Here is a 16,679-nt window from a genome sequence, read left to right on the forward strand (position 1 = left end):
TCAGCTCTCGGCCGGGCGGTCGGTCGAGCCGTCGCGGAAGCGGGTCACCGACTCGCGGTTCTCCTCGCCCTCGAGCGGCGCGGCCGGGGCCTCGTTGATCCGGCGCTCGTCCTCCTTGCCCAGGAAGACCTGCTTGAACTCGGCGACGGCCGAGTCCAGCGAGCCGGCGATGTCGTCGCCCCACTTGCCGTCCGCGATCGACGCCAGGACGCCCTCGTGCTTGTGCCGGAGGTACTGGAGGAACTCCGACTCGAAGCGGCGGACCTCACCGACCGGGATGTCGTCCAGCTTGCCCTCGACGCCGGCCCAGACCGAGACGACCTGCTCCTGCACCGGGTACGGCGAGTAGTTCGGCTGCTTGAGCAGCTCGACCAGGCGGGCGCCGCGGTTGAGCTGGTTCTGGGAGGCCCGGTCCAGGTCGGAGGCGAAGGCGGCGAACGCCTCCAGCTCACGGAACTGGGCCAGGTTCAGCCGCAGCGAACCGGAGACCTTCTTCATCGGCTTGACCTGCGCGGCGCCACCGACCCGGGAGACCGAGGTGCCGACGTTGATGGCCGGCCGGACGCCCTGGTTGAACAGGTCGGTCTCGAGGAAGATCTGGCCGTCGGTGATCGAGATGACGTTGGTCGGGATGAAGGCCGAGATGTCGTTGGCCTTCGTCTCGATGATCGGCAGACCGGTCATCGAGCCGCCACCCAGCTCGTCGGAGAGCTTCGCGCAGCGCTCCAGCAGGCGGGAGTGCAGGTAGAAGACGTCACCCGGGTACGCCTCACGGCCCGGCGGGCGACGCAGCAGCAGCGACACGGCCCGGTAGGCCTCAGCCTGCTTGCTCAGGTCGTCGAAGACGATCAGGACGTGCTTGCCGCCGTACATCCAGTGCTGCCCGATGGACGAGCCGGTGTAGGGGGCGAGGTACTTGAAGCCCGCCGGGTCCGACGCCGGGGAGGCGACGATGGTGGTGTACTCCATCGCGCCCGCCTCCTCCAGGACGCCCTTGATCGAGGCGATCGTGGAGGCCTTCTGGCCGATGGCGACGTAGATGCAGCGGACCTGCTTCTTCGGGTCGCCGGAGCGCCAGTTGTCCCGCTGGTTGAGGATGGTGTCCAGGGCGACCGTGGTCTTGCCGGTCTTCCGGTCACCGATGATCAGCTGGCGCTGACCGCGGCCGATCGGGGTCATGGCGTCGATCGCCTTGATACCGGTCTGCAGCGGCTCGTCGACGGACTGCCGGGCCATCACGTTCGGGGCCTGGAGCTCCAGCTCGCGGAAGCCCTCGTTGGCGATGTCACCGAGGCCGTCGATCGGCTGGGCGAGCGCGTTGACCACGCGGCCGAGGAAGGCGTCGCCGACCGGCACGGAGAGCACCCGGCCGGTGCGCTTGACGCGCTGCCCCTCCTCCAGCTTGGCGGAGTCACCGAGAACGACGACACCGATCTCCCGGACGTCGAGGTTCAGCGCCACGCCGAGCGTGCCGTCCTCGAACTCCAGGAGCTCGTTGGTCATGGTCGAGGGCAGGCCCTCGACGTGGGCGATGCCGTCACCGGTGTCGGCGACGGTGCCGACCTCCTCGCGGGAGACGTCGGTCGAGTAGGAGGAGACGTAGCGCTCCAGGGCGCCGCGGATCTCCTCCGTCGAGATGGTCAGCTCGGCCATCCTCTGCTTCCTTAAAGATCAGGGTCCCGGGATACCTAGTACCGACCGGTCCGAATGGCGTCGATCAGGGGGCTGCGGAGACGCTGGTCAGCGCTTCGCGAGCGCGTTGCGGGTCTCGTTGAGGCGGCGCAGCACGGTGCCGTCGTACAGGTCGGAACCGACCCGCACGCTCACCCCACCGAGCACCTCCGGGTTGACCGTCTGCTTGACGGAAACCTCTCGACCGTACATCGCGGAGAGGCGAGCGCCGAGGCGTCGCTCCTCCTCGTCACTCAGCGGGGCAGCCACGGTCACGTACGCGACCTGACGGTCCCGCCGGTCGGCGGCCAGCTCGACCAGCCGGGTGAGCGCTCCGCTGAAGGAACGTCCCCCGAACCCGCCGAGGGCCACCTCGACGAGGCGGACGGTGACCGGACGGGCCTTGCCGGCCAGCAGCTCGCGGACCAGTCCGGCCCGCTGCGCCACCGGCGCGACCGGGTCGGCCAGCGCCCCGGAGAGCGCGGACTGACCGGAGACGACCTGGCCGAAGCGGAACAGCTCGTCCTCGACCTCGCCGAGGTCGCCGGCGGAGTCGGCGCTGGCGAGCAGCGCCTCCACGCCGAGCCGCTCGGTGCCGCCGAGGAGTTCCGACGGCGCCGACCAGCGGCCGGAGACCAGCGAGGCGAGCAGGTCGAGCGCCTCGGCGCCGATCTTGCCGCGCAGCATCTCACCGAGCAGACCGGCACGGTCCGCGCCGGAACGCGCCGGGTCCGACAGCGCCCGGCGCAGCCGCGGCTCGCGCCGCAGCAGGTCGGCGACGGAGAGGATGTCGTCGGCGGTGGAGGCCACCGCCGACGGCTCCGCGCCGCGGACGTACGCGTCGAGGCGCTCGGCCGCGATCTTGTACGACTCCCGGCTGGCGGCCTGCATCAGCGGGCCCCCGCGCTCTCGAGACCGCTCAGGAACCGGTCGACGGTGCCCTTGCGACGTGCCTCGTCGGCCAGCGACTCACCGACGATCTTGCTGGCCAGGTCCACCGCGATGGTGCCCACCTCGGTGCGCAGCTCGCGCACGATGGTGGCCCGCTCGGCGGCGAGCTGCTCCTTGCCCGCGGCGATGATCCGGTCGGACTCCTCCCGCGCCTTGGCGAGGATGTCCTGGCGGATGCCCTCCGCGTCGGCCCGGGCGTCATCCCGGATCTTGGCGGCGTCGGTCCGCGCCTCGGCGAGCTGCGCCCGGTACTGCTCGAGGAGCTGGCCGGCCTCGGCCTGGGCGGCCTCGGCACGCTTGATGCCACCCTCGATCGCGTCGACCCGCGCCTGGAACGTCTGCTCCATGCGGGGGAAGACGAACTTCATCAGCACGAAGCAGAGCAGGATGAAGGCGACGCCACCTACCACGATCTCCTGCCAGATCGGCACGATCGGGTTGTGGGTCGACTCACCACCCTCAGCGGCGAAGAAGAACATGGAAGACCTCCCGGTCAAAGGGGGGCGGGATTAGAGCTGGCCCTGCCAGATGAAGCCGAAGGCGATACCCAGCAGCGCGAGCGCCTCGATGACGGCGAAGCCGATCCAGACGTACGGCAGGGTCATCCGCGACGACTCCGGCTGGCGGGCGGTCGACTGGATGTAGGCGGCGAAGACCAGGCCGACACCGATGCCCGGGCCGATGGCCGCGAGACCGTAGCCGATGGCGGCGGTGCTGCCCTCTACCGCGGCGTAGACGTCCATTAGTGGGTTCCTCCTGGTTATCACGCGTGACGGTCACGCGGGACGACAACTGTTGGTACGAAGTGGATCAGTGCTCGTCGGCGAGCGCGCCCTGCACGTAGCTGGCGGTCAGCACCGTGAAGACGTACGCCTGCAGGACGATCACCAGGAACTCGAGGAAGGTCAGCGCGATGGTCATCGCCCAGGACAGCACCGAGACCGGCGCGAGCCAGGCGTTGGAGCTGAGCATCGCGAAGCCGCCGAGCGTGAAGACCAGCAGGAGCATGTGGCCGGCGAACATGTTCGCGAAGAGACGGACGGCCAGCGAGAACGGCCGGACGAGGAAGGTCGAGAAGAACTCGATCGGGATCAGCAGCGGCAGGATGTACCAGGGCGCCGGCGGGATCAGGGAGTTCTTGACGAACTTGCCGAAGCCGTGGTGCTTGATGCCGGCGTAGATGAACAGCACGTAGCTGATCACCGCGAGGAACGCCGGGAAGGCGATGTGCGAGTTCGGCGAGATCTGGAACAGCGGCAGGATCGCGAAGAAGTTGGTCAGCAGGATGAAGCAGAACAGCGTGGTGAAGTACGGCGCGAACCGCACCCCCGCGTGCCCGATCATGTCGACCGCGATGTTGTTCCGCACGAAGCCGTAGATCGACTCGGCGAACCACTGCTTCTTCGTCGGGACCAGCTGCGGCTTCCGGTAGCTGGCCAGGAAGAAGATGATCAGGACGCCGACGGCGATCCAGACCATCGCGGTGATCTTCGTGAACCAGTAGGAGTCGTGTGCACCCCAGGGCAGGATGCTGGGCAGGTAGAAGTCCTCCACACTGGGTGGGAATGCCGCCTGGCCCGCTGCCAGGACGTTCGCCTGTCCGAACACCGCGTCCCTTCCTAAGTAGGCGTGCCGAGTCGGCGGACGACCAGGATGATTCCCCCGGCCATGCCGAGCACGACGCCGATCCCGGTGGCGATGCCGCCGGAGTCGAGCCACTGGTCGACCAGCCAGCCGATGAAACCCCAGACGAGCATGCCCCCGATGAGGTACGAGAGCGCGGTCCAACCCTGGCCGGCGCCGGTCGGAACATCGTCCGGGCCGCCGGTGGGTCGGGGGTTTTGGTCACCAGCCATGACGGGGCGAACGATATCAGCCGGGAAGACGAGGCTGTGCCTCACCCCCCGCACAACCGTCGTTGTGTGGGCGTCTGGCGGGTGCAGTCGTCTGGGGGCACGCTACTCCCCTTCCGCCAGTCAGAGAATGACCGATCGAGGACAGTCGGGGGTGTCGTCCATCCCCTGGGACGTCAGCGCCGGGCGTGCACTCTGGTCAGCCACACGATGTGCACCCCGGTCCAGACCGCCACCCCCGCCGCGATGCCGATACACAAGGGAATCAGACCGTCCCAGCCCGTCGAGGCAACTCCGACCATGACCACACCAAGGAGGGTGAACTTCGCGGCGTAGAGACCCAGCCCGAACGGCAGCACCAGCTGCGGGTTCACCGCGTCGGCCCAGGCCAGCACCACCGTGGTCAGCGTGTAGCTGGCCGCCGTCACGGCCACCCCGGCCGCCGCGCCCAGCGCCGCGTCGCCGCCGCCGGTCACCCCGCCGAGCACCGCCGCCACCGCGCCGAGCGCCGCCGACGCGGCCAGCAGCACGGGCAGGTGGCGCAGTCGCCAGCGCCGGTCCGCGGCGGCCTCCGGCGCGCGCACCCCGGGCTCAGCCACGGGGGTACGCCGGGAAGGCGGCGACCAGCTCGGCAACCTCGCCGGCGAGCCCGGCGAGGGTGTCGGCGCCCCCGGGGGCGGCCGGGTCGGTGCGCACCGCGCGGGCGATCAGCGCGGCGACCTGCCGCATCTCCGGATCCCGCATGCCCTGGGTGGTGACGCTCGGGGTGCCGACCCGGATGCCGGAGGCGACCATCGGCTTCTGCGGGTCGTACGGGATGGCGTTCTTGTTCAGCGTGATCGCCGCGGTGTCGCAGCGCGCCTCCGCGTCGGCGCCGGTCACCCCGACCTCGCGCAGGTCGACCAGGGCCAGGTGGGTGTCGGTGCCGCCGGAGACCGGCCGCATCCCCTCGTCGGCCAGTCCGCCGGCGAGCGCCCGCGCGTTGGCGATCACCTGCGCGGCGTACGCCCGGAACTCGGGTTGCGCGGCCTCGCGCAGCGCGACCGCCTTGGCCGCCACGGCGTGCATCAGCGGGCCGCCCTGGGTGAACGGGAAGACCGCCTTGTCGATCCGGGCGGCCAGCGACTCCCGGCAGAGGATCATCCCGCCGCGCGGGCCGCGCAGCACCTTGTGCGTGGTGCAGGAGACGACGTCGGCGTAGGGCACCGGCGACGGGATCGCCCCGCCGGCGACCAGCCCGATGAAGTGCGCGGCGTCCACCATCAGGTACGCCCCGACCTCGTCGGCGATCTCCCGGAACCGGGCGAAGTCGATCAGCCGGGGGTACGCCGTCGCGCCACAGATGATCATCTTGGGCCGGTGGGCCAGGGCCAGGTCGCGGACCTCGTCGTAGTCGATCAGCTCGGTGTCCCGCCGGACGGTGTAGCCGACCGGGTGGAACCACTTGCCGGAGAAGTTCACCCGGCTGCCGTGGGTGAGGTGGCCGCCGTGCGGCAGGTCCATCGCCAGCACGGTGTCCCCCGGCTGCACCAGGGCGGCGTACGCGGCCAGGTTGGCGCTCGCACCGGAGTGCGGCTGGAGGTTGGCGTGCTCGGCGCCGAAGAGCTCCTTCGCCCGGGCGATGCCGATCTCCTCGGCCCGGTCCACCTCGGCGCAGCCGCCGTAGTAGCGGCGGCCCGGGTAACCCTCGGCGTATTTGTTGGTCAGGGTCGAGCCGAGCGCGGCGAGCACCGCCGGGGAGGTCAGGTTCTCGCTGGCGATCAGCTGCAGGCCGCCGCGCAGCCGGTCCAGCTCGCCCAGCACCACCTCGGCGATCTCCGGGTCGACGGCGCTGAGCTGCTGGAAGTCCGGTCCCCAGAAGGTGTCCCTCGCGTTCTCCACAGCGAAGGAGTCTACGGAGCCGCAGACTGGAACTCGTGAGATGCCTCGTCACCGGAGCCACGGGTTACATCGGCGGGCGGCTCGCGCCCCGACTGCTGGAGGAGGGGCACGAGGTCCGCTGCCTGGCCCGGACGGCCGGGCGGCTGCGCGACGTGCCCTGGGCGACCCGCGCCGAGGTGGTCGAGGGCGACCTGCGCAGACCGGAGACGCTGTCGGCCGCGTTCGCCGGGGTCGACGTCGCGTACTACCTGGTGCACTCGCTCGGGCAGGCCGGTTTCGAGGCCGCCGACCGGGAGGCCGCGACGAACTTCGCGCAGGCCGCCGCCGCGGCCGGCGTACGCCGGATCGTCTACCTGGGCGGCCCGGAGCCGCAGGAGGACGGCGAGGTCCCCTCGCCGCACCTGCGGTCCCGGGCGGAGGTGGCGCGGATCCTGCTGGCCAGCGGGGTGTCGACGGTGGTGCTGCGGGCCGCGGTGATCATCGGGTCGGGATCGGCCTCGTTCGAGATGCTGCGCCACCTGACCGAGCGGCTGCCCGCGATGATCACCCCGCGCTGGGTGCGCAACCGGATCCAGCCGATCGCGGTCCGGGACGTGCTGCGCTACCTGGTCGGCGCGGCGGCGCTGCCGCCGGAGGTGAACCGGGCCTTCGACATCGGCGGCCCGGACGTACTCACCTTCCTGGAGATGATGCAGCGGTACGCGAAGGTCGCTGGCCTGCGCCGCCGGATCATCGTGCCGGTGCGACCGTTGACCCCGTCGCTCTCCTCGCACTGGGTCGGGCTGATCACCCCGGTGCCGAACGCGATCGCCCGGCCGCTGGTGGAGAGCCTGATCCACGAGGCGGTGGCGCACGAGCACGACATCGCCCGCTACCTGCCCGACCCGCCCGGCGGGCTGACCGGCTTCGACCAGGCGGTCGGGCTGGCCCTGGCGAAGGTCCGCGACGCGCAGGTGGAGACCCGCTGGTCCACCGCGAGCGGGCCGGACGCGCCCGCCGAACCGCTGCCCAGCGACCCGAAGTGGTCCGGCGGCACGGTCTACACCGACGTCCGGGAGCGGGTGGTGGACGCGCCGACCAACGCGCTCTGGCGGGTCATCGAGGGAGTCGGCGGGGAGCACGGCTGGTACTCCTTCCCGCTCGCCTGGTCGGTCCGGGGCTGGCTGGACCGGCTGGTCGGCGGGGTGGGGCTGCGTCGGGGCCGGCGCGACCCGCACCGCCTCCAGGTCGGCGAGGCGCTGGACTTCTGGCGGGTCGAGGAGATCGTGCCGGGCGAGCTGCTCCGGCTCCGCGCGGAGATGCGGCTGCCCGGCCGGGCCTGGCTGGAGATGCGCGCCGAGCCCACCGAGGGCGGCGGCAGCCGCTACGTGCAGCGCGCCGTCTTCCTCCCCCGCGGCCTGCCCGGCCACCTCTACTGGGGCTCGGTCGCCCCGTTCCACGCCGTCGTCTTCGGTGGCATGGCCCGCAACATCGCCCGTGGCGCCGAACAGGCCGGCTGAGGCGGTCAGTTGCCGTCGCGGGGGCCGGTGCGGCGGAAGGCGACGCTCTCCGACGGGGGGACGAAGTCGCGGACCGGTTGGTCGGCCAGGGCGGTGGCGAGGATGCGGCCCACCGCGTCGACCATCCCGGCCTGCACCGCCGCGCCGACCGCGTCCCGGGGATCGTCCGGGTTGGCGGCGATCTGGGCGACCGCGAGCTGCGGGGTGAACGCCACCACCGACTCGGTCTCGTTCCGCTCCGAGCTGCCCGTCTTGCCGGCCACCGGCCGGCCCAGCCGGGGCCGGAGCTTCTCGGCCGTGCCGCCGTCGCAGCCGCGGTACATGGACTGGTCGCCGACCGGGCAACGGGCCGCGTCCGCCGCCGCCCGGGCCACGTCGGTGTCGACCACCTGCCGGCAGTCCGGCCGCCCGGCGGCGACCTCCCGGCCGGCGCTGTCGGTGATCGACATGACCGGGAGCGGGGCGCACCAGGTCCCCTCGGCGGCGACCGTGGCGTACGCGTTGGCCAGGTCCAGCGGGGTGGTCGAGGAGACGCCCAGGGTGAACGCCCCCCAGTCGCGGGCGCCGTAGCGGGCGAGCTGCGCGTCGTCCTCGGCGCGGAACTGCACGCCCAGCCGCTCGGCCATCTCGACCACCCGGTCCGCCCCGACCCGCTCGGTCAGCCAGGCGAAGTAGGTGTTCACCGAGCGGCCGAAGGCGTTCCACATGGTCCGGTAGCCGTCCATCCACTCCGGGGTGGCGTTCGCCGGGCACCAGCGCCCACCGCAGCTGGCCGCGCCGTCGTCGACCGGGAAACGGGTCAGGATCCGGCTCGGGGCGACGAAGCCCGTCTCCAGCGGCATGCCGGATTCCAGCGCGGCGAGCAGCGTGAAGAGTTTGAAGGTGGAGCCGGCCTGGTAGCCCTCGATGCCGTTGCCGCCCGCGACGAGCTGGTTGACGGTGTTCGGGTAGTTCTTCTGCCCGCGCGGGTTGTCGGCGACGCTGTAGTTCCGGTTCACCGCGAGCGCCAGCACCCGCCCGGTCCCCGGCTGGACCACCGCCGTGGGCACGGCCCGGGCGTCGCCGGTGTCGTAGATGTCGCGCACCTCGCGGATGGCGGCCCGCTGCACCGCCGGGTCGAGCGAGGAGACGATCCGGAACCCGCCGCGGCGCAGGTTGTCCTGCCGCTCGTCGGCGGTGGCCCCGAACGCCGGCTGGGTGCTCCACCACTGGGTGAACCAGTCGCAGAAGAAACCCCAGTCGTTCTGCTGCTCGGGGACGGCGGTGCAGTCGTTCGGGGTCTCGCTGGGGAGCAGGGCCAGCGCCGTCTCCTTCGCCCGCGCCACCTCGGCGGCCGGCGCCTGCCCGAGTTCGACCAGCCGGTCCAGCACGTACGCCCGGCGGGCCAACGCCGCGTCGGCGTCCCCGTTGATCGGGTCGTCGGTGTCCGGCGAGCGGACCAGCCCGGCCAGCAGGGCCGCCTGGGCCAGGGTCAGCTTCGCCGGCGAGGTGGAGAAGTAGCGCTTGCTGGCGGCGGCGATCCCGTACGCCCCGGCGCCGAAGTACGCGATGTTGAGATAGCGGGTGAGGATCTCGTCCTTGCTCAGCTCACGCTCCACCGCCAGGGCGTACCGCATCTCCTGGACCTTGCGGGCGGTGCTGATCTCGGTGGCCTTCTTCCGCTGCTCCTTGGTCAGCCGCGGGTCGTTGCTGAGCACGTTGCGCACGTACTGCATGGTCAGCGTGGAGGCGCCCTGCCGGGTCCGGCCGTCCCGCCGGTTGACCGTGAAGGCGCGCACCACGCCCCGCAGGTCGACGCCCCGGTGCTGGTAGAAGCGGGCGTCCTCGGCGGCGACGATGGCCTGCCGCATCACCGGCGCCACCTTGGCCAGCGGCACCTCCACCCGGTCCTCGGTGTAGAAGGAGGTGATCAGGGTGACGCCGTCGTTGGCGTACAGGTTGGAGCGCTGGGCGGTCGGCGGCGTGCGCAGGCTGTTGGGCAGCTCCGAGTAGGGACCGGCGAGCGCGCCGAACCCGCCCCCGAACACGACGGCGACGGGCAGCGCGGCGGCGGCCAGGACCAGCCCGGCGAGCACTCCGGCGATCAACACGGTCAGCAGCTTGTCGAGATGGGCCCGGATCATCAGCTCTCCCCGCAGGAGCCGGCAGGACCCGTCCAGCATGACCGGTCAAACTGCGCGATCCTTCACTTTTGCCCGAATCCGGAGGAATCTCGCGCTTCGGACAGGCGGCGCGGCACGGGACAGGCCACCCGGTTCACCCGGGAGAGGTCAGCCGGTGACGGAAGAGGTCAGGGCAGCAGCGCCGAGGCGAGCGGGTGCACCGTCTCCTCGATCTCGTCGGCGACCCGGCTGAAGCACTGGTCACCGCGGCCCCACGGGTCGTCCAGGTCGTCCGAGTGCAGCGCGGTGGCGCCCTGCCGGGCGTCGTCGACCGCCGTGACCAGGGTCACCCCGCGGGCGTACACGGCGTCCGGGGTCGCCTCCACCGGGGGCAGCGCGGCCAGGTCCACCGTGCCGAGCAGCCGGCCGAACTCACCGAGCACGAACGTCCGGGACGCGGCGTCGGGGCGCAGCGCCACCACGTACTCCTGCTGGTCGGCGGTGGCGGTGAGGACCAGGTCGGCGGCGTCGATCAGATCCGAGCGCAGCTTGCGCGCGGCGAACCCGTCGACGTCGCCGCCCCGGGAGAGCACCTGCCGGGCGGCCGGCGGGTTCATCTCCTCGCCGGCGTGCCAACCGCCGGTGCCGGCGCTGTGGCTGTGCAGCAGCTCGTCCGAGCCGGCCGGCTCGACGCCGAGCCGGCCCAGCCGCTGCCGGACCGCGAGCATCAGCAGCCGCTCCGCCATGGGCGACCGACAGATGTTGCCCATGCAGACGTGCAGGACGGTGAAGGGCGGCACTCAGGCCCCCTGCTCGTCGAGGATGTCCGGCGCCACCTCGCGGAGCTGGTCCAGGCGGATCGCGCCGAGCCGCAGCACCCGGGGCACCTCCCCGGTCAGGTCGACGATGGTGCTCGGCACCGGGTCCGGGCACGGCCCCGCCTCCAGGTAGGCGCGGACCGAGTAGCCGAGCTGGTCGCGCGCCTCCTCGGCGGTTAGCGCCGCCGGCTGGCCGGTCCTGTTGGCCGAGGCGACCGCCATCGGGCCGGTCTCCCGCAGCACCTCCAGCGCCACCGGATGCAACGGCATCCGCACCGCGACCGTGCCGCTGGAGTCGCCCAGGTCCCACTGGAGGCTCGGCGAGTGCTCCACCACGATGGTCAGCGCCCCCGGCCAGAACGCCTCGACCAGCTCCCGGGCCGCACGCGGCAGGGAGAAGACCAGGCCGTCGAGAGTGTGCCGGGAGCCGATCAGCACCGGCGGCGCCTGCCGGCTGCCGCCCTTGGCGTCGCCGAGCGCCTTGACCGCGTACGGCGTGAAGGCGTCCGCGCCGATCCCGTAGACCGTGTCGGTCGGCAGGACGACCAGCTCGCCGTTCTTGACCGCCTCGATCGCAGCGGCGATGCCGCGGTCGCGGTCGGCCGGGGACCGACAGTCGTAGAGCATCACGAGGAGCCAGTCTGCCACGCCGCGGCCCCGTCGGCGTGCGGGCCGTCCCCGCGGCGGGACGCGGTGGCGAAGCGGGGCCGCCCGGCCAGGTCCCGGTGCTCCTCGATCTCCCCGTACCGGCCGTCGGCGGCGAGCAGCGCGGGCACCGCCGCCGCGTGGGTGTCGTCGTGCTCCACGCCGAGCACCCCGCCGGGGCGCAGCAGCCGCGCGGCGCGGGCCACGACCGGCCGGATCACGGTCAGCCCGTCCGCCCCACCGAAGACCGCCTCGTCCGGGTCGTGGCCGGCCACCTCCGGCGGTACGACCACCGCGCGGGGCACGTACGGCGGGTTGCAGAGCAGCACGTCCACCGCGCCCACCAGCTCGGCCAACAGCTCCGGGTCGGTGACGTCGGCGGCCACCACCCGCACCGGCCGGTCCCCGGCGGCGGCCCGGTCGGCGGCGTTGCGCCGCAGCCATGCCAGCGCGGCCGGCGACCGCTCCACCGCGACCACCCGGGCGGTCGGCAGCTCCTGGGCGACGGCGAGCGCGATCGCGCCGGACCCGCTGCACAGGTCGACCACCACCGGCGCGGCGAGGGCCCGGGCCCGCGCGATGCCCCAGCCGGCGAGCAGCTCGGTCTCCGGGCGGGGCACGAAGACCCCCGGACCGACCGCCAGCTCCAGGTGTCGGAACGCGGCGAGGCCGGTGAGATGTTGCAGCGGCTCCCGGCCGGCCCGGCGGGCGATCAGCGCGTCGTACCGCTCGCGCTGGTCCGGGGTGAACCCGTCGGCCAGCGCCAGCCGCCCCCGGGGCACGTCGAGCACGTACGCGGCGAGCAGCTCGGCCTCCGCCCGGGCCGACTCCACCCCGGCCGCGCCGAGCGTGCGGGCCGCTCGTGCCACGGCGTGCGACGGCCGTTCGCGTTCTGACCCTTCGGAGGGGTGGCGCGGCAGGGAGGTCACGTCATAATCATGAGGCGTCGCGGCGGTCACCTCACGAGCGGGTGCGTCCGGTCGCACACCGACAGGAGGATGCCAGGTGGGGTGGCTCGACCGGGTCGACGACCAGGTTGACGCCCTCACGCACGCCCGTGACCTGCAGGAGGCGAGCCGCTCCGCGGAGGCGGTCAGCGTCCTGGACCGGGTGCTGCGCACCACCGCCGACCCCTACACCCGGGCCGACGCGCTGGTGCAGCGGCTCTGCGCGCTGATCAATCTCGGTCGGACGGCCGAGTTCACCCGGGCCATCGAGGACGCCTCCACCGCCGTCCGCGACCTGCCCGAGCCATACCTGCACGGGCACCTCAACGCGCTGGCCGGGCTCGCCGCCCACCACCAGGGCGCGCTGGACCGCTGCGTCACCCACCTGGTCCGGGCCGCCCGGGCGCTCGGCGCGGCCGAGGACCGCGACCGGGACACCGCCTGGGGCTGGCACGACCTGGCGATGGCCTACTCGTACCTCAGCTTCCACGGCTACGCGCTCGGCGCGATCGAGCGGGCCCGCCAGCTCGGCCTGGCCGCCGGGATCCCGGAGGAGGTCTTCGCCGCGCCGGGCATCCGGCTGCGCAACGCGGTCGCGCTGGACCACAACGGCGACAGCGACGGCTGCCTGCGGGTGCTCCGGGACATCGCCGCGGACCTGGAGCGGTTCGTCCGGGACGGGCGGGCCGACCGGATCCGCCCGAGCAGCCTGGCCGCCTACGGCTACGCGGCGGCCCGGCGGGCCGCGCTCGGCGACCGGGTGGAGACCGGCACCGACGCCGACACCGACCCGGTCCGACTGCTCGGGCACGGCGGCGACAGCGCCCGGGCCCGGGACATGCGCCAGCTCGGGCAGGTGTGCCTGGCGGTCGCCGACGGCCGGCCGATCGAGGCGATCACCCGGCTGGACACCAGCCGGGTCTCCAACGAGACGCTGGGCGCGGCCGAGCCGGCCCGGCTGCGCAGCATCGCCCTCGCCCGGGCCGGCGACCACGCGGCGGCGCACCGGGCCGACCGGGTGGCGTTCCGGCTCGCCGCGCAACGCAACGACCGGCTGCGCGACGTCTACATCGACGGCATCGCCGCCCGGATCGACCACGAGGAGATGCGCCGGGAGGCCGCCCGGTACGAGGGCGAGGCGCTCACCGACCCGCTGACCGGCCTGCCCAACCGACGGCGGCTGGAGCGCTACATCGGCGCGGTGGTGTCCCGCGGCGATCGGGTGGTGATCGGCGTCTGCGACCTGGACGGCTTCAAGGCGGTCAATACCCGGCACGGCCACCACTCCGGCGACCTGGTGCTGCAACGCATCGCCGGGGTGATCAACCGGGTGATGCGGCGCGGCGACTTCGTGGCCCGGTACGGCGGCGACGAGTTCGTGGTGGTGCTCGCCGGCGCGGGGATGACCGAGGCGGCCGAGGTGGCCCGCCGGATCGACGCCGCCGTCCGCACCGAGGACTGGGAGTCGCTGGTGCCGGGCACCCCGGTCGGGGTGAGCATCGGCTTCGCCGAGGTGGACGGCGGGAGCACGTCGCTGCGGGACGCGCTCGGCACCGCTTTCGAAATCGCCGACCGGGAGATGCTGCGCGCCAAGGCCCACCCCCGCGCCTCCTGACCGGGCGGGTGCGGGCCGCCGCTCGGCGCGGCCGGCCGCGGCTCAGCGGCGGGTCAGCTCCGTGTCACCGGCGAGGCGGGCGGCCCGGTCGGCCTCGGCGAGGGCGTCGAGCACGCCGTCCAGCTCACCGGCGAGCGACAGATCCAGGTTGTACGCGGTGTAGCCGATCCGGTGGTCGGTGATCCGGTTCTGCGGGTAGTTGTAGGTGCGGATCCGCTCCGAGCGGTCCACCGTGCGGACCTGCGCCTTGCGGGCGTCCGAGGCGGCCGCGTCGGCCTGCTCCTGGGCCGCCGCGAGCAGCCGGGCGCGCAGGATGCGCATCGCCTGCTCGCGGTTCTGCAGCTGCGACTTCTCGTTCTGGCAGGAGACCACCAGGCCGGTGGGCAGGTGGGTGATCCGTACCGCCGAGTCGGTGGTGTTCACCGACTGGCCGCCGGGCCCGGACGAGCGGAACACGTCGATCCGCAGGTCGTTCGGGTCGACGGTGACGTCGACGTCCTCGGCCTCGGGCAGCACCAGCACGCCGGCGGCGCTGGTGTGGATACGGCCCTGCGACTCGGTGACCGGGACGCGCTGCACCCGGTGCACGCCGCCCTCCCACTTCAGCCGGGACCAGACCCCGTTGCCGCCCTCCGGGACGCCCTTGGTCTTGATCGCCAGCGAGACGTCCTTGACCCCGCCGAGGTCCGAGTCCTGCGCGTCGATGACCTCGGTGAGCCAGCCGTGCCGCTCGGCGTACCGGGTGTACATCCGCAGCAGGTCGCCGGCGAAGAGCGCCGACTCCTCGCCGCCCTCGCCGGCCTTGATCTCGATGATCACGTCCTTGGCGTCGTGCGGGTCCCGCGGGATCAGCAGCTCCGCCAGCCGCTCCTCGAGCGCGGGCACGCTGGCCGCGATCGCGTCCGCCTCGGCGGCGAAGGCCGGGTCCTCGGCGGCGAGCTCCCGGGCGGCGATCAGGTCGGCGCGGGCCTGCTCCAGCTCACCGGCCGCCTTGTGCAGCGGCACCAGTTCGGCGTACCGGCGGCCCACCCGGCGGGCGGTGCCCTGGTCGGCGTGGATGGCCGGGTCAGCCAGCCGCTTCTCCAGCTCGGCGTACTCGTCGAGGAGGGCGGCCAGACGCTCGCTGCTCATGCGGGGATGCTCCTTCGACGACGTCCGGGTACGAAAGGGAGGCGGAACGGACGGACGCCCGCGTCCGGCACAGGGCCGGACGCGGGCGTCGTCGGTGAAGCTACTTGGCCTTCTTCGCCTGAACCTTGGCGTACTTCTGCTGGAACTTCGCGACCCGGCCGGCGGTGTCGAGGACGCGCTGCTTGCCGGTGTAGAACGGGTGGCAGGCGCTGCAGGTCTCGACGCTGATCGAGCCGCCCTTGGCGGTGCTGCGGGTCGTGAAGGAGTTGCCGCAGGAGCACTTGACCTCGGTGGTCGTGTACTCCGGGTGGATGTTGGGCTTCATGTCGCCTAGGTCCTTTCGTCAGGTGGTCGCCGGGTCGCCGCTGATCTCCCCGTCGTCTGGTGCGCGACGGACTCGGGCGTGAACCGGAACCGGTGGCCGATTGACCAGTGTGCCATGGGCGTGAGCCGACCCGACGAGCGGGCCGCACGATCGGTCCGGCTGTGGTAACGCCCGCCTCCCCGGTCGCATTCCCGCCGACCCCGACCGGCATTCCCCCACTCCCGGCTACGGTGGGAACGTGCCCGATTCGTCCCCGAGCCGCGCCGGGTGGGCGGGATGCCCCGCCTGATCGCCACCCGCGGGTTGCCCGCCTCCGGCAAGACCACGTTCGCCCGTACCCTGCAACCGGCCGTCGCCCGGGTCAACCGGGACGACCTGCGCCGGATGCTGCACGGCGAGCGGCTCTTCACCCAGCGGGCCGAGTACCAGGTCAGCCTCGCCCAGCGGGCGCAGGTGGAGGCGCTGCTGGCCGCCCGGGTGAGCGTCTGCGTGGACGACACCAACCTGCGCTCCCGCACCCTGCGGGAGTGGGCCGACCTGGCCGCCCGGCACGACGCGGACTTCGAGGTGCACGACTTCACCGACGTGCCGCTGGACGAGTGCCTGCGCCGGGACGCCGACCGGCCGGAGGCCGACCGGGTCGGCGAGGAGTACATCCGCCGGCTGCACGATCGCTACCTGGCGCACCGCCCGCTACCGCTGCCGGTGCCGACGGCCCGGGTCGGGCGGGTCGCCCGGATCGACGACGCGCCGGCCGGCCCGCCCGAGATCGTGCTGGTGGACATCGACGGCACCGTCGCGCTGAACGTCTCCCGCAGCCCGTACGACATGACCCGGGTCGGCGAGGACCTGCCCAACGAGGCGGTCATCGCGGCGGTTCGGGCGATGCACGCCGCCGGGTACGGCGTGGTCTTCTGCTCCGGGCGGGACGCCTCGACCCGGAACACCACAGCGGCCTGGCTGGCCCGGCACGTCCAGGTGCCGTACCTGGCGTTGCACCTGCGGGCGCAGGGCGACTCCCGCAAGGACTCCGTGGTGAAGCAGGAGATCTACGAGCGGGAGGTCCGCGACCGCTACCGGGTGGTCGGCGTCTTCGACGACCGCCAGCAGGTGGTCCGGATGTGGCGCGCCCTCGGCCTCACCGTCTTCCAGGTCGCCGAGGGCGACTTCTGAGGCGTCCGTCCACTCCGGAGCGTCCCACGGGAAAAGGGCACGGCCGGTTCGGCCGTGCCCTTTCTCCG

General features: G+C 72.8%; 17 protein-coding genes. 3 read left to right on the top strand and 14 right to left on the bottom strand.

The window, feature by feature from the left end; all coding sequences use genetic code 11:
* From atpA to glyA, 8 genes are all read right to left on the bottom strand, one after another.
* A complete protein-coding gene (atpA, locus tag AC5RWQ_RS16890) occupies positions 1–1,653 on the bottom strand; it encodes a F0F1 ATP synthase subunit alpha (protein ID WP_494283671.1) in 1,653 nt (550 codons plus the stop codon).
* Positions 1,654–1,740: 87 nt separating this feature from the next.
* Positions 1,741–2,562, bottom strand: coding sequence for a F0F1 ATP synthase subunit delta (locus AC5RWQ_RS16895; protein ID WP_334490891.1), 822 nt, complete (start codon positions 2,560–2,562; stop codon positions 1,741–1,743).
* Complete coding sequence (locus tag AC5RWQ_RS16900) at positions 2,562–3,101, bottom strand: F0F1 ATP synthase subunit B (RefSeq protein ID WP_334490890.1); 540 nt, start codon at positions 3,099–3,101, stop codon at positions 2,562–2,564. The genes AC5RWQ_RS16895 and AC5RWQ_RS16900 overlap by 1 nt, the downstream gene beginning before the upstream one ends.
* Positions 3,102–3,131: 30 nt before the next feature.
* A complete protein-coding gene (locus tag AC5RWQ_RS16905) occupies positions 3,132–3,365 on the bottom strand; it encodes an ATP synthase F0 subunit C (RefSeq protein ID WP_334490889.1) in 234 nt (77 codons plus the stop codon).
* A gap of 67 nt (positions 3,366–3,432) precedes the next feature.
* Positions 3,433–4,230, bottom strand: coding sequence for a F0F1 ATP synthase subunit A (atpB, locus tag AC5RWQ_RS16910; RefSeq protein ID WP_334490888.1), 798 nt, complete (start codon positions 4,228–4,230; stop codon positions 3,433–3,435).
* A gap of 11 nt (positions 4,231–4,241) precedes the next feature.
* Entirely contained in the window at positions 4,242–4,478 is a 237-nt protein-coding gene (locus AC5RWQ_RS16915) for an AtpZ/AtpI family protein (RefSeq protein ID WP_088642787.1), read from the bottom strand.
* A 173-nt stretch (positions 4,479–4,651) separates the two neighbouring features.
* Positions 4,652–5,074 (bottom strand): hypothetical protein, encoded by a 423-nt coding sequence (locus AC5RWQ_RS16920; protein ID WP_494283672.1) that lies wholly within the window; start codon positions 5,072–5,074, stop codon positions 4,652–4,654.
* The gene (gene glyA, locus AC5RWQ_RS16925) at positions 5,067–6,356 is read right to left on the bottom strand and encodes a serine hydroxymethyltransferase (RefSeq protein ID WP_494283673.1); all 1,290 of its coding nucleotides are present in this window, start codon (positions 6,354–6,356) and stop codon (positions 5,067–5,069) included. The genes AC5RWQ_RS16920 and glyA overlap by 8 nt, the downstream gene beginning before the upstream one ends.
* 35 nt (positions 6,357–6,391) lie before the next feature.
* Here glyA and AC5RWQ_RS16930 point away from each other — a divergent pair, with 35 nt between their 5' ends.
* Entirely contained in the window at positions 6,392–7,855 is a 1,464-nt protein-coding gene (locus tag AC5RWQ_RS16930) for an SDR family oxidoreductase (protein WP_494283674.1), read from the top strand.
* Positions 7,856–7,860: 5 nt separating this feature from the next.
* On the opposite strand, the gene AC5RWQ_RS16935 is transcribed toward AC5RWQ_RS16930, so the two are convergent.
* The 4 genes from AC5RWQ_RS16935 to prmC all read right to left on the bottom strand — a co-directional run bounded on the left by AC5RWQ_RS16935 (position 7,861) and on the right by prmC (position 12,349).
* Positions 7,861–9,978 (bottom strand): transglycosylase domain-containing protein, encoded by a 2,118-nt coding sequence (locus AC5RWQ_RS16935; protein ID WP_494283675.1) that lies wholly within the window; start codon positions 9,976–9,978, stop codon positions 7,861–7,863.
* Between the two features lie 167 nt (positions 9,979–10,145).
* Positions 10,146–10,757: an arsenate reductase/protein-tyrosine-phosphatase family protein gene (locus tag AC5RWQ_RS16940; protein WP_494283676.1), complete on the bottom strand. Its 612-nt coding sequence runs from the start codon at positions 10,755–10,757 to the stop codon at positions 10,146–10,148.
* The gene (locus AC5RWQ_RS16945; protein WP_334490916.1) at positions 10,758–11,402 is read right to left on the bottom strand and encodes an L-threonylcarbamoyladenylate synthase; all 645 of its coding nucleotides are present in this window, start codon (positions 11,400–11,402) and stop codon (positions 10,758–10,760) included.
* Positions 11,402–12,349 (bottom strand): peptide chain release factor N(5)-glutamine methyltransferase, encoded by a 948-nt coding sequence (gene prmC, locus AC5RWQ_RS16950; RefSeq protein WP_494283677.1) that lies wholly within the window; start codon positions 12,347–12,349, stop codon positions 11,402–11,404. The genes AC5RWQ_RS16945 and prmC overlap by 1 nt, the downstream gene beginning before the upstream one ends.
* Before the next feature lie 76 nt (positions 12,350–12,425).
* Between prmC and AC5RWQ_RS16955 the strand changes: the two genes are divergently transcribed.
* Positions 12,426–13,982 (top strand): GGDEF domain-containing protein, encoded by a 1,557-nt coding sequence (locus AC5RWQ_RS16955; protein ID WP_494283678.1) that lies wholly within the window; start codon positions 12,426–12,428, stop codon positions 13,980–13,982.
* Between the two features lie 42 nt (positions 13,983–14,024).
* Here AC5RWQ_RS16955 and prfA read toward each other — a convergent pair whose 3' ends face one another.
* Positions 14,025–15,113 carry a peptide chain release factor 1 gene (gene prfA, locus AC5RWQ_RS16960; protein WP_334490878.1) on the bottom strand — a complete coding sequence of 363 codons (1,089 nt, stop codon included), beginning with the start codon at positions 15,111–15,113 and terminating at the stop codon, positions 14,025–14,027.
* Between the two features lie 100 nt (positions 15,114–15,213).
* Positions 15,214–15,438, bottom strand: a complete 225-nt coding sequence (rpmE, locus tag AC5RWQ_RS16965; protein WP_088642795.1) for a 50S ribosomal protein L31 — start codon at positions 15,436–15,438, stop codon at positions 15,214–15,216.
* 276 nt (positions 15,439–15,714) lie between these two features.
* Here rpmE and AC5RWQ_RS16970 point away from each other — a divergent pair, with 276 nt between their 5' ends.
* On the top strand, positions 15,715–16,611 hold the full coding sequence (locus tag AC5RWQ_RS16970; protein WP_494283679.1) for a phosphatase domain-containing protein: 897 nt from the start codon (positions 15,715–15,717) through the stop codon (positions 16,609–16,611).
* Positions 16,612–16,679: the final 68 nt, after the last annotated feature.

It is taken from the genome of Micromonospora sp. BS32 (genome assembly GCF_059089345.1).

Coding starts and splice junctions, on each gene's coding strand:
- atpA (WP_494283671.1), bottom strand. CDS start 1,653: ATGGCCGAGCTGACCATCTCGACGGAGGAGATCCGCGGCGCCCTGGAG.
- AC5RWQ_RS16895 (WP_334490891.1), bottom strand. CDS start 2,562: ATGCAGGCCGCCAGCCGGGAGTCGTACAAGATCGCGGCCGAGCGCCTC.
- AC5RWQ_RS16900 (WP_334490890.1), bottom strand. CDS start 3,101: ATGTTCTTCTTCGCCGCTGAGGGTGGTGAGTCGACCCACAACCCGATC.
- AC5RWQ_RS16905 (WP_334490889.1), bottom strand. CDS start 3,365: ATGGACGTCTACGCCGCGGTAGAGGGCAGCACCGCCGCCATCGGCTAC.
- AC5RWQ_RS16915 (WP_088642787.1), bottom strand. CDS start 4,478: ATGGCTGGTGACCAAAACCCCCGACCCACCGGCGGCCCGGACGATGTT.
- AC5RWQ_RS16935 (WP_494283675.1), bottom strand. CDS start 9,978: ATGATCCGGGCCCATCTCGACAAGCTGCTGACCGTGTTGATCGCCGGA.
- AC5RWQ_RS16945 (WP_334490916.1), bottom strand. CDS start 11,402: ATGCTCTACGACTGTCGGTCCCCGGCCGACCGCGACCGCGGCATCGCC.
- prfA (WP_334490878.1), bottom strand. CDS start 15,113: ATGAGCAGCGAGCGTCTGGCCGCCCTCCTCGACGAGTACGCCGAGCTG.
- rpmE (WP_088642795.1), bottom strand. CDS start 15,438: ATGAAGCCCAACATCCACCCGGAGTACACGACCACCGAGGTCAAGTGC.
- AC5RWQ_RS16970 (WP_494283679.1), top strand. CDS start 15,715: ATGCCCCGCCTGATCGCCACCCGCGGGTTGCCCGCCTCCGGCAAGACC.